We start from the raw sequence: 15,117 nt of genomic DNA on the forward strand, positions 1-15,117 counted from the left end.
CCCCCCTGCCCCACCCTGCCCCACCCGAGAGGAAAACCCGCATGTTACAACGCAGTGCACCCGCGGCGGCTGTCGGCATCGTCGCCGTCCTGGCCCTCACCGCCTGCTCGACGTCAGACGAACCCACGAACACGGGATCGACCGGCGACCAGAAGACGCTCACCATCGCCACCGACAACGTCGCTCCGCTGGAGGCGGTCGTCGAAGAGTTCGAGGCGGCCCACCCCGACATCACCGTCGAGATCCAGGACGGTGGCAGCGACTATCCCACCTTCCTCCGCACGGGTCTCGCCGCCGGCACCGCCGCCGACGTGATCCGCACCTTCCCCGGCGCCGGCAACGTCGTGAGCGTGGTTCCGCTCGACGAAGCCAGCCAGCTCGTCGACCTCAGCGGGGCCGAATGGGCGGGCGAGCTGTCGCCCACGCAGAACAACCTCTTCAGCAACGACGACAAGCTGCTGTCGGTGCCGATCGGCGCGCTCGGCCTCGGGCCCGTGTACAACGACCAGACGATGGAGCAGCTCGGCCTCGAGATTCCCGAGACCTACTCCGAGGTGCTCGACCTGTGCGCCGCCGCGAAGGACAACGGCAAGGTCGCGTACACGATGTTCCTCAAGGGTGGCAGCTCGATCCCGAGCTACGCCATGCTGGCGCCGCTCCTCTATGGCCCGAACCCCGACTTCACCGTCGAGCAGATCGCGGGCGACCAGTCCTTCGCCGACTCGGAATGGGTCGACGCCTTCGCCATGCAGCAGGAGATGCTCGCCGCCGGCTGCTTCAACGAGGGGCCGACCGGCACGGAGTGGAACGTCTCGTTCGAGCAGGTCGCCACCGGTCAGGCGCTCGCCACGTTCGCGTTCTCGGACACCACGTCGCTGGAAGACGTGGCTCCGGAGGGCACGACCTTCTCGATCGCCCCGTTCCCGGTCGACGACTCGGGTGACAACTACCTGGCCGCCGCCGACTCCTCGGGCTTCGGCATCAACGCCAAGTCCGACAACCAGGATGCCGCGAAGGTGTTCATCGACTTCCTCGCGACGGCGGATGCGCAGAACGCCTACGCGACCGCGTCGAAGGGGGCGCCCTCGCTCCCGAACGACTCCTTCTCGCCGGACAGCCCGAACCAGGCGACGGTGCTCGAGTATGTCGTGTCGGGCAAGACGGCGACCTGGCCCGACCAGGGATGGCCGGGGACGGCGACCCAGCTCGAACTGAACGAGGTGACTCAGACGGTCATCCTCGGCTCCGATTCGCCTGAGGTCGCGGCCGAACGGCTCGATGCGGCCTTCGCCAAGGACCTCGCCGACAACTGAGCACGTGAGGTGGCGGGCCGTGACCGGCCCGCCACCCGCGCTGCCCGTCCTCACGGAGAACGAGCTGATGCCGAACACCTTTTCCCGCCTGCGCGTCAACGGGCTCGATTCTCCACTCGGGGTCGACTCGACGTCGGTGCGTCTGAGCTGGAGTGCCGACCAGCCGCTGCGGCCCGACGACCTCATCGTCGTCGAGCTCGACAGCGACTCGGCCACCGATCACCTGCACGTGCTGAGCGCCGATGCGCGGTCGATCGTGCTGCCCCGACCGGCAGGCCGGCTCGTGCAGTGGCGGGTGGGAGTGCGGCGAGAAGGTCGAATCGCGTGGGATGCCCCGCGCGGCTTCACCACCGCCCCCGATCTCGAATCGACGGGGGCGCAGTGGGTCGCCCATCCCGAGGTGGCGCGCGCTCGCGCCGAGGGCGATGACCGCACGGTGTGGTTCGCCTTCGACATCGAGTCCCACGCCTCCGACACCCGCACGCTCCTTCACCTGGCAGCCGCCGGGGTGGTCGAGGTGCGCGTCGACGGACGTCTGCGACGCGACGGCCTGCTCGGCCCCGGTTACAGCGACCTGCGTACGGAGGCGTCTGCGGCGACGCACGACCTCGGCCTGCTCGCCCCGGGGTCGCACACGGTGACGATCGAGATGGCATCGGGGCCGTACTGGATCTCGGACGACCCCGCGCGCTACCGAAAGTTCGCCGCGCAGCATCAGGCGCCACGGCTGCTCGCCGCTATCGAGCAGTTCGGAGCGAGCCCCCGCGTCACGACGAGCATGGCGGGGCACACGCGCACCGGCCGCGGCGCGACGCTCGCCGCGCACTGGTATGGCGGCGAGGACTACGACGCGGGTGTCCCCGAACCGTGGGAGCACGGCACCGACGCGGTCGCGGTCGCGGCCGGCGCCCCCTCTCCGAAGATCTGGTGGCCGGAGCATCCGCCCCTCGCCGTGGTGGAGACGCGGGAGGCGAGCGCCGCCTGGGAGGGCTCGCGCGGACGTGTCGTCGACTTCGGGGTCAATGTCGCCGGCATGCCCGAGGTCCGGTGGCAGCCAGCCGCGGAGGACCGTGTCGTGGAACTGCACCCCGCCGAGCTGATCAGCGGCGACGGCGTCGACCAGGACAGCACGGGAACGCCGATCTTCGACAGCGTGCGCATACCGGCGGGAACAGCCGGCTCGTGGTCGCCCCGGTTCGGGTATCACGGCTTCCGGTACGTCGAGCTCCGAGGACCCAGCGCGGGGATCGAAGTCTCCGCTCACGTCATCCGGGCCGCCAACGCGCGCGCCGGCGGTTTCACGAGCGGCGATCCGTTCCTCCAGCGACTGCACGAGGTCATCGACCGCGCCGTGCAGGGGAACATGCACAGCGTCTTCACCGACTGCCCGCACCGCGAGAAGCTCGGCTGGCTGGAGCAGCTGCACTTCTGCTTCGACGCGATCGCGCGCGGCTACGACGTCGAAGCGCACCTGCGCGACATGCTGCATCACGCGAGGACGGCCCAGCTGCCCTCCGGGGCCATTCCGAATACGGTCCCCGAGTTCGTCGACTTCAGCGGACACGCCTACCTCGACGATGACGATGCGTTCCGTTTCGACGTCAACTGGGGTGGCGTCATCGTGCATCTCCCGCTCGCGCACTACCGGGAGTACGGCGACCGACGCGTGCTCGAAGACAACGTCGCTGCCATGAAGGCGTACGTCGCCTATCTCGCAAGCCGTCAGGTGGCGGGGCTGATCGACTTCGGCCTCGGCGACTGGATCGCCATCGACGCCTCGGCCCCCCGCGAACTCGTGGCCTCGCACGGGTTCCTGCGCGTGCTCGAGTCCGCCGAGGTGATCGCGGAGATCGTGGGCGAGCAGGCGTGGGCGTCGGAGCTCCGGGCGCTGGCGGGTTCCGTGCTCCACGCGCTCCGGCGGCACGAGGCTCCCGGCGCCGATGCCAGTCAGACCGAGCTCGTGATCCTCACGGACATCGCCGAGAAGCGCGGTGACGGCGCGGCATCCGACGCCTTCTTCGCCTCGCTGCTCGAGCGCATCGCTGCCGACGGCGACGCGTTCACCGTCGGCGAGGTCACCTTCGCGCTGCTCGTCGATCTGCTGCACCGGCGCGGTCATGCCGAGCTCGTGCATCGCACGATCTCGCGCACCGATGTTCCCGGATACGGCATGCAGCTCTCGCGCGGGGTGACCGCCCTCGCGGAGACCTGGTCGGCCGAGAGGCTCACCGTCGGCGAGGGTTCCAACAACCACTTCATGCTCGGGATGATCGACCACTGGCTGCAGAGCGATGTCGCGGGTCTTCGTCAAAGTCCGACCTCCATCGCGTGGCGGTCAGCGGTGATCTCTCCGACCTTCCTGGCCGACGTGCCGAGCGCCGCATCGGTCTACCACTCGGTGCGCGGCACCTACCGGGTGGCATGGCACCGGGAAGGGCCGCACGTGCGTGTGGAGATCGAGATTCCGGTCGACGGGCAGGCGAGGGTGCTGATCCCGGGCGTCGCGCCGCATGACGTCGGCCCCGGTACGCACGTGTACCTCGCAGACGACGCCGACACGGTCATGGCTGCGGCGGAGGTGAGCGCTCATGGTTGACGTGCGCTCCGGCACGCCGGCTTTCGTGTCGGCACTCGAGGAGGATCACGCGCTCCGCGCCTCGGTGCAGAGGCTGCTGCGCGACGACTACGAGGTGGCCGACGTGATGCGGAGCACTCTCGAGAGCGACTGGCCGGGAGACCTCGCCGGGCGCCTGCTGCTCTCGCTCTCCCGGTACGCGCGGGCCGGAATGCCGACCCTCGAGCGTGCGACGCAACTGAACGAGGCGATGCTCGATGCGCTCGTGCCGCGCGGGTATCTCGGCCCCGAGGTCGGGGAGGTCAGCGATGAGCAGCAGGTCGCCTGCCATGGGTGGGTGGCCGCGGGGCTGCTGCAGTTCTTCCACGTCGCCGGCGACGAACGCTCCCGGAGGGCCGCGTTCCGCGTGATCGACGCGCTCATCGCCCCGGCTCTCCGGCGCCGCGACTATCCGTGGGCGCGCGTCGTCCCCACCTACGGCGGTGCGCCATCGGGCACCGCCACCGAGGTGATCGACGGGTGGGCCGTCTCGAGCGACGTGTGGTGCGTGCTGCTGTCCTTGAACGCGCTCGTGCCGGCGGCTCTCCTCAGCGGGCGCTCCGATCTCGCCGATCTCATCGTCGAACTGACGCAGACCGTGAGCACCCTGGATGTCGTCGCGCACCGGGCCCAGCTGCACGCGGTGCTCGCCGCCGCCCGCAACCTCGCCGACTGGTCGGTCGCGACCGGCGACGCACAGGCCGCCGATGTCGCGACCGTGCTCTATGACACGTATGCGCGCGAGGGGCGCACGCTCAATCACGCCACCTTCAACTGGTTCGGCCGCCCCGACAGCTGGACGGAGCCGTGCGCGATCGTCGACTCGATCGGCGTCGCGGGATCCCTCCACGAGCTGACCGGCGATGGCCGGTACCGAGTGGATGCCGCCCGCATCGCGCACAACGGGCTGTCCTTCGCCGAGCGCCTCGACGGCAGCTTCGGGCTCGACACGATCGCCACCGCGAGCGATCCGATCCTCGCGGCGGTCGAACCCGATGCGCACTGGTGCTGCACGATCCGCGGGGCGATCGGGCTGCTCGAGGCTCGGGAGACCGCAGCCCGGCTGCACGGGGAGGTGTTGGTGGTCACCGACCTGTACCCCGGCACGCACGTGGTGCACACGGACGCCGGCGTCTGGCGCATCCGCCAGGAGACGCGCTACCCCGCAGACACGACGGTCGGTTTCACGGTCGTCGAAGCGCCGGAGACGACCGGGGAGTTCGTGATCGAGATCGCCGTCGAAGACGTGGTTCGCACCGTGACCCTCCCGGCTCGGATCGGGGCGACCGCGGTCGTCGAGCTCGTCTTCTCGCCGCACCGCGAACAGCTCACCGAAGCGGATGTCGAGCGGGTGGGTCCGGTGCTGTTGGTGCGCGATGCCCACGATCCCGACGCGCCGCCGCGGCCGCTCACCGACTTCGCGGGCACCTTCCTCGGCGTGGCCGGCCCCCGCCTGATCCTCACTCTCGACGTCGACGGGCGGCGTCGATAACAGCCGAACACCGGACCGGCACCGATGCCGGACGCTCAAAGGAGAGCACACATGAGATATCGCAATCTGATCGGGGCGCTCGCCGCGGTCGCGCTCGTGGCCACGGGCGCAGTGTCGCCCGCTGTCGCCGCGGATGGCGCCGTCGATGCGGCCACCGACGCCACCACCTCCGGCGCGACCGCGACCGCGGCCGCTACGCCGAATGTCGGCATCTGGTACGCCACCTGGTACTCGAAGGTCCCTGCACTGCCGATCACCTCCGCGACGGGCCACGGCGCCTCCAGTGCGAGCCAGTTCCTCGCCGATGTGAACGGCGATGGAAAGGACGACGCCGTCACGTTCGATGCCACGGGTGTGTGGAGGGTGGGGCTCTCGACGGGCACCGGTTTCGCGGCCGCGACCGCCTGGGTGTCCGGCCACGGAGCCGGGTCGAGTGAGCGCTTCATGGCCGATGTCAACGGTGACGGCCGCGCGGATGCGGTCGCGTACTTCGCCACTGACGGCAACGGCGACGGGCAGCCGGGCGACTGGTATGTCGCGCTCTCGTCGGGGACGTCGTTCCAGCAGTACACGCTCTGGAGGGCGAACACCGGGGCGAGCGCCAATGCACGTTTCGTCGCCGACGTGACCGGAGACGGCCGCGCGGATCTCGCCACCTTCACCAACGGTTCCGGAGCGGTGAACAGTGGCACGTGGCACGCCGGCGCCTCATCGGGCACCGGCTTCGCCGCCCTCACGACCTGGCGGACCGGTTTCGGCGGTAACACGACCCGCCAGTTCCTCGCCGACACGACGGGAGACGGCAAGGCGGATGCGGTGTACTTCGCCGCGTGGGACGGGTCCTGGTACACGACCCCGTCGACCGGCACCGCGTTCGGAGCCCCCGCCGCGTGGACCACCACGCACGGCATCGGATCGAACGACCAGTTCGTCACGGACGGCAACGGCGACGGTTACGCGGAGCCCTACGTCTACTTCCACGCCGACGTCACGGGCGACGGCGTGGGCGGCGACCTGATGGGCCGCGAGTACGACCGCGCGCTCAAGGCCATCTCGCCGGAGAACATCGCGCTGCATACGGGGTTCGGGGTGGGCGCGACGCGTCTGTTGCAGGGGAACATCACCGGTGACCGCTACGGCTGGAAGGCGACCGTCGCCTTCACCGCCGGAGTCGGCGGCGGAACCTGGAACGCTCTGCGATATCGCTCGGCGGACAGCGTCTCCACCAACACCTGGGCGGGATTCCCCGGCAAGCCGGCGATCCGGTACGTCCCGTACACCCTCGGCAGCTACCAGACGTACGACAGCGGGAACTCGGCGGTGATCGACGAGCACCTGAACACCATCTCCGGTGCGGAGATCGACTGGCTCCTGCTCGACGAGACGAACGGTCTGAACAACGTCAGCGGTGCCATCCTCAACCGGGCGGCCGACGTCGCGGCGCGCATCGCGGTGCACAACGCGCAACCCGCGAAACGCGACATCCGATACGCCTTCGCCATCGGCCGGGTGCAGTGGACGGGCACCCCCGTGACGATCGAGCAGGAAGCGGCGCAGACCTGGGCCGAGTTCGCCGGTGACCCCGCGATCGGCGGTCCCGAGCACTACCACGAAGTCGACGGGAAGCCGCTGCTCGTGGTCTACGCGCCGGTCTCGACGCAGAACGCGTGGCGCTCCTACACGGGTGACAAGAGCGCGTCGAACCACTTCACCGTGCGCTTCGCTTCGAGCGCGCTGCCGGGTGAGTACGGCTGGCAGCTCGGCCCCGACGGCTCGCCGTCGAACGACGAGGTGATGCTCACCATGCCCGGGTGGAACAACAACGTGCCCGGCTACACCCCGGTCTCGCGTCAGAACGGGCTCTATTACATCGAGAAGACGTGGCGGCGGGTGCTCGACCGGCCGACCCCGCCCGAGAGCGTCGTGATCAACTCGTTCAACGAGTTCGCCGAGGAGACATCGGTGCAGATCGCCGACACGAGCGGTCTCGTGGCACCCGCCGAGAAGTGGACCAACACCGACGGCGTGATCGACAACTCGATGTACTGGAACATGACGAAGGACTTCGTGCGCCAGCTGAAGCATCCGGACGCCGTGCATCATGCGAAGTCCGACTTCGCCAGCACCCAGGGCGCCGGAGGGTGGTCGTACGAGCAGTGGACCTATCCGAGCGGCTCACGAGTGATCGCGCCGATGACGTGGGATGCCGCCAACACCCGGTGGAAGGGGACGGCCACCTGGACCATGGTCCGGTCCGACGCACAGCATCCGGATGTCGGAGCCGATGCCGCGCGCGTCTATGTCGCCCCGACTGCGGGCAGCACGGTGGTCACAGGGGTCGTCTCCAAGCCGCAGGCGGGTGGTGACGGAGTGGTCGTGCGCATCCTCAAGAACAACACTCAGATCTGGCCGACCGGCACGACGGGCATCACTCTGACGACTGCCGCGGCGCGCACGTTCCGGGTGCCGGTGACGGTCGCGGCCGGCGACCGTCTGGAGTTCGTCACCCAGGCGCGCTCCACCGCGGCGTACGACACGACGGCGTGGGACGCGACGGTCACCTACCAGTAGGCGACGAAGCGGGCACCCTTCTCGGTCGAGGAGGGTGCCCGCTACGTGGTGCGGTCTGTTACTTGCGGGGCGGGTTCAGCGGCAGCCACTGTTCGAGAGTCGTCTCGAAGATGTGCGCGCCCTCGACGGGGATGAGGGTGCGCTCCTCGATCACGGCGCCGTAGTACGGAGCGGTGTCGTCGCGGACCACCGTGCGGGCGTCGCCACGGAACGTCAGCGCGCGCCGGGCGAACTCGTCCATGCCCATGGCCTCGGGGCCCGCGATCTCGACGTCGCCGGCCGGTTCGCCCGCCGCAGCGCGCGCGACGGCGGTCGCCACGTCCTCGGCTGCGATGGGCTGGATCAGCGCGCCCGGCAGGCTCACAGTGTCGCCCTCCGTCGAGATATCGGCGATGCTGCCGACGAACTCGAAGAACTGCGTGGCGTGCACGAGGGAGTACGGGATGCCCGACTCACGGATGAGCTGCTCCTGCGCCACCTTCGCGGCGAAGTAGTCGATGTGCTGCGGGCGGTTCGTGCCCACGATGGTGAGCGCGACGTGGTGGGTCACGCCCGCCTCCGCCTCGGCTGCCAGCAGGTTGCGCGTGGAGGTGGTGAAGAACTTCAGGACGTCCTGGGCCTCGAACGACGGCGAGTTGGAGACGTCGACGACCGTGTTCGCGCCGACCAGGACCTCGGCGAGTCCTTCGCCGGTGAGCGAGTTGACGCCGGTGTTGGGAGAGGCGGCGACGGCCTCGTGGCCGTGCTCGCTCAGCTTCGCGACGACCTTCGAACCGATGAGGCCGGTTCCTCCGATGACGACGATCTTTGCCATTTCATGCCTTCCTTTCCGGGGCGCCGAAGGGGTGCCCATCAGCTATGACCGAGTGGCAGCCCTCGTTGTGACGGATGCCATCGCGCACGGTCTGGTCTTCAGACGGTCGCCGCGATACGCCACTCGTGGTACCTCGTGGGAGCGATCGTCGCGGTCGCTTCGGGGAGCAGATCGCGGTTCTGCAGACGCGCTCCGAAATAGGTGCCGAGAGGGTCCGCGACCACTTCACGCTCGTCCTGCCGGGCCCGGAGATCCTGGGCGGCGATCTGTTCGAGGCTGAAGACCTCCGGACCGCCGAACTCCACCATGCCGAAGAGCGGTTCGCCGACGGCCGTGCGAGCGACCGCTTCGGCGACATCGTCGGCGGCCATCGGCTGCACGAGCACATCCGCGACACGGACGGCGCCGCTGCGCGCCGCCTGGTCGGTGATGTTGCGGATGAACTCGAAGAACTGGGTGGCGTGCACGAGGGAGTATGGGCGTCGCGACTCGACGATCATCCGCTCCTGCTGCTCTTTCGCCACGAAGTAACCGCCCTCCGCACGGGCCAGACGGTCGGTGCCGACGACGGAGAGTGCGACGTGATGGCGGACTCCGGCGGCCTCGCCGTAGGTGAGCAGGTTCATCGTCGAGGTGTAGAAGAAGTCGCGGGCGGCCTCCTCGTCGGTGTACGAGGAGTTCGAGACGTCGACGACGACGTCCGCGCCGGTCAGAGCATCCTCCAGTCCTTCGCCCGTGTATGAATTGACGCCGGTGGCGCGAGCGGCGGCGACGACATCATGTCCGCTCGCTCGCAGCGTGCGGACGAGCCTCGTTCCGATCAATCCCGTTCCGCCGATGACCGTGATTCTCATGTCTCTCCCTCGTTGCCGATTGCCCGTTCCGGATCCTCTCCGTACGAACATGACCGCGCAGGCGCACCGGTTGTGACACCGACCGACGGGTGGCCGACCGGCTCCGAAGATGTCGTCACATTCTTCGGCCTCACCTGGTCCTGTCTTGCATGAGCCACATGATCGGCGACGATCCGAACCGGCTCGACCCCACACGAGAGGACCTGTCATGACCGACCATGTACTCGAGCCCGAAGCCCGGGCCTTCGCCGATGCCGCGGGAAAGCCCCCGTTCCTCGCCGACCTCGGCGTCGACGGCGCGCGCACACTGCTGGACGACGTCCAGGCCGGCCCCATCGCGAAAGCTGACGTCGCCGACGAGTGGATCACCGTCCCTGCGGAGGTCGGCGACGTGCAGGTGCGCATCGTCAAGCCCGCCGGCGCGACTGGTGACCTCCCCGTCGTGCTCTACGTCCACGGCGGCGGCTGGGTGCTGGGCAACTCCGGCACGCACGACCGTCTGGTGCGTGAACTCGCGAACGGCGTGGAAGCGGCGATCGTTTTCGTCGAGTACGACCGCTCGCCGGAGGTGCACCACCCCGTCGCCATCGAGCAGGTCTATGCCACAGCGCGATGGATCATGGACGACGGTGCGAGTAGTGGCCTCGACGCGTCCCGGCTCGCCATCGCCGGAGACTCGGTCGGCGGGAATATGGCCGCCGTCGTGGCGATCCTCGCCAAGCGGCGCGGTGACGTCGTCTTCCTTCACCAGTCGCTGTACTACCCGGTCACCGACGCCGGCCAGAACACCGAGAGCTACCGCGAGTACGCCGAGGGTTACCACCTGCGCGCCGATGCGATGGCCTGGTTCTGGGACTGCTACCTCCCCGACGTGGAAGCCCGCAAGGACGTGACCGCCTCCCCGCTGCGCGCCCCGATCAGCGAACTCGAGGGGCTGCCGGAGACCCTGCTCATCGTCGACGAGAACGATGTGCTCCGCGACGAGGGGGAGGCGTACGGCCGCAAGCTCATCGAGGCCGGCGTGCGGACGACCCTCGTGCGCTACGACGGCACGATCCACGACTTCATGATGCTCAACCCGCTGCGCAGCTCCGCCGCCACCACGGCCGCCATCGAGCAGGCCATCCATGTGCTCCGCAAAGCCCTGACCGCCGCCTGACCCCGCACGACCCCACCCCAGAAGAAAGAAGACACCATGTCCATCGAGAAGCCCACCATCGTCCTCGTCCACGGCGCGTTCGCCGAATCCGCCTCCTGGAATGCGGTCATCGGCCGGCTGCAGAGCCACGGCGTGACGGTCGTCGCGGTCGCGAACCCGCTGCGCAGCCTCGCCGTCGACGCCGCCTACGTGCGCGACGTGATCGCCTCCATCGGCGGACCCGTCATCCTCGTCGGCCACTCCTACGGCGGCATCGTGATCACCGAGGCCGCGGCCGACAACCCTGCCGTCGTCGGTCTCGTCTACGTCTCGGCGTTCGTCCCGGAGACCGGCCAGAGCGCTCTCGACCTGTCGAGCAGCGCACCGGGAAGCACCCTCGGCGAGACGCTCACCGCCTACCCGGTGGCGACCGGCGGCAACGAGCTCGCCATTCGCACGGAAGCCTTCCACCACCAGTTCGCGGCAGATGTGGCGGAGGACGTCGCCGCACTCATGGCCGCGACCCAGCGCCCCGTCACAGAGGCGGCGCTCTCGGATGCGGTCACCGCCGCGAACCCGGCCTGGAAGAGCATCCCGTCCTGGCACGTGTTCGGCGACCAGGACCTCAACATCCCCGTCGCCGTCTTCCGCGCCGGTGCGGAGCGCGCCTCCTCGCAGGGGACGCGTGAGATCGCGGGGGCATCGCACGCCGCCCTGGTGTCGAACCCCGACATCGTCGCCGAGGTCATCGCCTCCGCGGGCAAAGCGTACGTCGCGAGTCAGACGTCGAGCGCGGCCTGACATGACCGCGGCGCCCCGCACTGCCGCCGCGGTGCGGGGCGCCGCACCATCGGCCAGAGAAGGAATGACCATGACCACTGCCCCCTCACCGTTCCCCGCCGCCAGCCGTGTCGATGCGGGAGACCTCTCCGTCTCCTACTTCGACCTCGGCGATCCGCAGGCGGATCCCGTCGTGCTCCTGCACGGCTACCCGTACGACGTGCACAGCTATGTCGAAGTCGCGCCGATGCTCGTCGAAGCGGGATACCGGGCGATCGTCCCGTATCTGCGCGGCCACGGCGACACACGGTTCCGCGATCGGGACGCACCTCGGACCGGAGAGCAGGCGGCGCTCGGGTCCGACCTCCTGGCGTTCATCGACGCCCTCGACCTGGACGAGCCGGTCCTCGCCGGGTACGACTGGGGCGGGCGCGCCGCCTGCGTCGTCGCGGCGCTGTGGCCCGAGCGGATCTCGGGCCTCGTCTCGGTGAACGGGTATCTCATCCAGAACATCGCCGCTTCGCAGACGCCGATCCGTCCGGATCTGGAAGCCGGATTCTGGTACTTCTGGTACTTCGCCACCGATCGCGGACGCCGAGGGCTCGACGCCAACCGGCGCGAGATCGCCGACGTGATCTGGCGCCGCAACTCGCCGGAGTGGGCGTTCAGCGATGCCGAGATGGATCGTGCCGCCGCCGCGTTCGACAACCCCGACTACGTCGACGTGGTGATCCACTCCTACCGTCATCGGCTCGGACTCGCACCGGGGGCGCCGAAGTACGAAGACCTCGAGCACGCGCTGGCCTCGGCGCCGCCCATCAGCGTCCCAACCATCACGCTGGACGGCGAGGCGGACGGCAACTTCCCGGCGACCGACGGCACGCCGCAGTCCCACCTGTTCACCGGGCCGCGCGAGCATCGACGTATCCCACACGCGGGGCATCACCTCCCGGCCGAGGCGCCCCACGCGTTCGCCGAGGCGGTGGCCGACGTCGCCGAGCCGCCGGGGGACGGCGCGGGGACTCCGTGAGCTGAAGGTGCGCCGCCGTCAGGACGACGGCGGCGCACCATTCGCGACACGGAGGGAGCCGTGGTCCTCAGTGCAGTTGATCGGTGGGCCGCACCAGGATCTCGTTCACTGCCACATGCTCGGGCTGTCCGAGGGCGTACACGACGGCCGCCGCGATGTCCTCGGGTTGGAGGGTGCGCATCGACTCGCCGATGCGATCGGCCGCCTCGCGCATCACCGGGTCGGTGGTGTGATCCGTCAGCTCCGTGGCGACGAAGCCCGGCTCCACGACGATCGTCCGCACCCCGTACGGCGTGGCTTCCTGGCGGAAGGATTCGGCGAACGCGGTGATGCCGAACTTCGTCGCCGAGTAGGCGGCGGCGCCGGCTGACGCGATGCGCCCCGATGTCGAAGACACCTGCACGTACGAGCCGCGTGACTCGATGAGGTGAGGGAGAGCCGCATGGGCGACACGCATCGAACCCAGCAGATTCGTCTCCACCATCCGCACCCACTCGTTCGTATCCGCATTCAGGATCATGCCGGCGAGCATCAGACCCGCGTTGTTCACGAGGGCGTCGAGCCGGCCGAAACGGGCGACGACCGCGGAGACCACCCGGTCCACGGAGTCCGGGCTGGTCACATCCAACTCCATGGCCACCATCTCTCCCGGCGCTTCCTCGACCAGCGCCTGCAGGCGTTCTGCACGACGCCCGGCCGCCACCACGAGTGCTCCGGCACCGGACATGGCGAGCGCGGTGGCCCGGCCGATTCCCGACGACGCACCGGTCACGAGCACGACTTTGCTTCTGAGACTGCTTTCCATCTGCTTCTCCTGATCTTTTCTCGGACACCAATGTGACCGCGAACCACTTCGCCCTGTGACACCTCGGAGGGGCTGTTCGCTCAAGGCCTGTCACAACCGGGTCCCCCGCCCGGTCTCTGCTGTGGACAGGGCGATATCGCGCCCCACGATCCGGAAGGTGAACATGTCGACCATCAGCGAGCAGGCATTCTCCCTCACCGACGCCGAGCGACGGCGCGAATCATGACCGATGAGACGCCCGACCTCTCCGCCCTGAACAGCGCGGTCGGGACGGAACTGTTCGTGCTGCAGTCGGCGGCGAGCTCGACGATCAGCGAAGCGGGAACGCGCAGCTCCATCTACCTGTCGACCCTGTCCAGCGGTCTGGTGGCCATCGGGTTCGCCGCGAACTCGCCCGCCCTGATCGGAATTCTCGCGTTCACCGTCCTTCCGGCGATCTTCGCGCTGGGATGGTTCACGGTCGTGAGACTCGTCGACACGAGCGTCGAGAACATCACTGCGCGTCGACGCATGGAGCGGATCCGCGCATACTTCGTCAGCCTGCATCCGCGGGGTCCCGAGCTGATCGCGCTCGACACGCCCCAGTCCGGCGAGCTCGGGGTGCGGTACGCGCGGTCCTCGTTCCTGTTCACCATGGCCAGCATGGTCGGCGCGGTGAATGCCGTCCTCGGCGGTGCCCTCGTGACCCTGGTGCTCGTCGGTGTCTTCTCCGTCTCCGAGCTGCCCGCCCAGACCGCGGGCATCGTCATCGGTGCGCTCCTGCTGACCGCGACCCTGATCTACGAACGACGACGGATCCGGGCCGCCACGTGAAAGTTCTCTGACTGTTGTCACACTTCGAGGTGCTGTCCGGTCACTGTTGAGGAGAACCCCCTGCGCGCACGGCGCGGGACCCAGGAACGGAGCGAGCGAGATGCGGATCGTCGTGTTGGGTGGGACCGGCCAAGTGGGCCGGATGGTCGTCGAGAGACTCGAACGTCGAGCTCAGGCGGTCGTGGTGGCTGCGCCGGCGAGCGGCGTGGATGCGCGCACGGGGCAGGGCCTCGATGCGGCGCTCGAGTTCGCGGATGCCGTCATCGACGTCACCAACGCCCCGGACGTGTCGGGTGCCGCCGCACGCGAGTTCTTCGAGACCACGACGCAGCGTCTGCTGGAGGCGGAGGAGCGCGCGGGAGTGAAGCACCACGTCGTGCTGTCGATCGTCGGCGCGGATCACGCCGGGGAAGACGGCTACTTCGCCGCCAAGGGCGTGCAGGAGAACCTCGTGCGGTCGGGGCCGATCGCCCACTCCATCCTCCGATCCACGCAGTTCTACGACTTCGCGCGGCAGATCGCCGAGTGGAACACCGCACAGGACACCGTGCATCTGCCACCGAAGCCCGTCCAACCCGTCGCGGCATCCGACGTGGCCGAAGCGCTCGTCGACCTGGCGATGGGTGATCCGCTCGGCGGCGCGGTCGACTTCGGCGGCCCCGAGCAGATGCCTCTGCCGGACTTCGTGCGTCGGGTACTCCGCGTCGACCATGACCCGCGCTATGTCGTCGAGGACGCGGAGACCACTACCCTGGGCTTCAACATCTCCGGAGACCTGCTGCTTCCTCGGTCTCCGCTGCGTCTCGCGTCCACGACCCTCGATACCTGGGTTCACGAAGAAGGCCGACGCCTTGTCGCAGGACTCCGATGAAGACAGGGGGAAGGGCGTGACG

At 68.9% G+C, this 15,117-nt stretch carries 12 protein-coding genes; 9 read left to right on the top strand and 3 right to left on the bottom strand.

The annotated features are described in order from the left end of the window. The first annotated feature begins 41 nt into the window (after nt 1-41). Genes BQ2383_RS05035 through BQ2383_RS05050 form a run of 4 tightly spaced genes read left to right on the top strand, consistent with a single transcriptional unit; the run spans nt 42 to nt 7,990 of the window. Nucleotides 42-1,313, top strand: a complete 1,272-nt coding sequence (locus BQ2383_RS05035; RefSeq protein ID WP_091030519.1) for an ABC transporter substrate-binding protein — start codon at nt 42-44, stop codon at nt 1,311-1,313. Between the two features lie 19 nt (nt 1,314-1,332). Beyond that, nucleotides 1,333-3,909 (top strand): family 78 glycoside hydrolase catalytic domain, encoded by a 2,577-nt coding sequence (locus BQ2383_RS05040; protein WP_167381541.1) that lies wholly within the window; start codon nt 1,333-1,335, stop codon nt 3,907-3,909. Beyond that, nucleotides 3,902-5,419, top strand: coding sequence for a hypothetical protein (locus BQ2383_RS05045; protein ID WP_091030526.1), 1,518 nt, complete (start codon nt 3,902-3,904; stop codon nt 5,417-5,419). The genes BQ2383_RS05040 and BQ2383_RS05045 overlap by 8 nt, the downstream gene beginning before the upstream one ends. A 51-nt stretch (nt 5,420-5,470) precedes the next feature. Further along, nucleotides 5,471-7,990, top strand: a complete 2,520-nt coding sequence (locus tag BQ2383_RS05050) for an FG-GAP-like repeat-containing protein (protein ID WP_091030529.1) — start codon at nt 5,471-5,473, stop codon at nt 7,988-7,990. A 58-nt stretch (nt 7,991-8,048) separates the two neighbouring features. Here BQ2383_RS05050 and BQ2383_RS05055 read toward each other — a convergent pair whose 3' ends face one another. Further along, nucleotides 8,049-8,804 (bottom strand): SDR family oxidoreductase, encoded by a 756-nt coding sequence (locus BQ2383_RS05055; protein WP_091030532.1) that lies wholly within the window; start codon nt 8,802-8,804, stop codon nt 8,049-8,051. A gap of 98 nt (nt 8,805-8,902) precedes the next feature. Further along, nucleotides 8,903-9,658, bottom strand: coding sequence for an SDR family oxidoreductase (locus BQ2383_RS05060; protein WP_091030537.1), 756 nt, complete (start codon nt 9,656-9,658; stop codon nt 8,903-8,905). 208 nt (nt 9,659-9,866) lie between these two features. Between BQ2383_RS05060 and BQ2383_RS05065 the strand changes: the two genes are divergently transcribed. The 3 genes from BQ2383_RS05065 (at nt 9,867) to BQ2383_RS05075 (ending at nt 12,606) form a co-directional block, all read left to right on the top strand. Then, complete coding sequence (locus BQ2383_RS05065; protein WP_091030541.1) at nt 9,867-10,817, top strand: alpha/beta hydrolase; 951 nt, start codon at nt 9,867-9,869, stop codon at nt 10,815-10,817. A gap of 36 nt (nt 10,818-10,853) precedes the next feature. Continuing rightward, nucleotides 10,854-11,597, top strand: a complete 744-nt coding sequence (locus tag BQ2383_RS05070; RefSeq protein WP_091030548.1) for an alpha/beta fold hydrolase — start codon at nt 10,854-10,856, stop codon at nt 11,595-11,597. A 70-nt stretch (nt 11,598-11,667) separates the two neighbouring features. Beyond that, a complete protein-coding gene (locus BQ2383_RS05075) occupies nt 11,668-12,606 on the top strand; it encodes an alpha/beta fold hydrolase (RefSeq protein ID WP_244175899.1) in 939 nt (312 codons plus the stop codon). Between the two features lie 67 nt (nt 12,607-12,673). Here the strand turns inward: BQ2383_RS05075 and BQ2383_RS05080 are convergent, their stop codons facing one another. Continuing rightward, the gene (locus tag BQ2383_RS05080) at nt 12,674-13,411 is read right to left on the bottom strand and encodes an SDR family oxidoreductase (protein ID WP_091030555.1); all 738 of its coding nucleotides are present in this window, start codon (nt 13,409-13,411) and stop codon (nt 12,674-12,676) included. Nucleotides 13,412-13,633: 222 nt separating this feature from the next. Here BQ2383_RS05080 and BQ2383_RS05085 point away from each other — a divergent pair, with 222 nt between their 5' ends. Both BQ2383_RS05085 and BQ2383_RS05090 read left to right on the top strand, forming a co-directional pair. Then, the gene (locus BQ2383_RS05085) at nt 13,634-14,224 is read left to right on the top strand and encodes a hypothetical protein (protein ID WP_091030559.1); all 591 of its coding nucleotides are present in this window, start codon (nt 13,634-13,636) and stop codon (nt 14,222-14,224) included. A gap of 100 nt (nt 14,225-14,324) precedes the next feature. Continuing rightward, complete coding sequence (locus tag BQ2383_RS05090) at nt 14,325-15,095, top strand: SDR family oxidoreductase (protein ID WP_091030562.1); 771 nt, start codon at nt 14,325-14,327, stop codon at nt 15,093-15,095. The last annotated feature ends 22 nt before the right edge of the window (nt 15,096-15,117 follow it).

The sequence above is a fragment of the Microbacterium oxydans genome, assembly GCF_900095745.1.
GTDB classification, from domain to species: Bacteria; Actinomycetota; Actinomycetes; order Actinomycetales; family Microbacteriaceae; genus Microbacterium; species Microbacterium oxydans_B.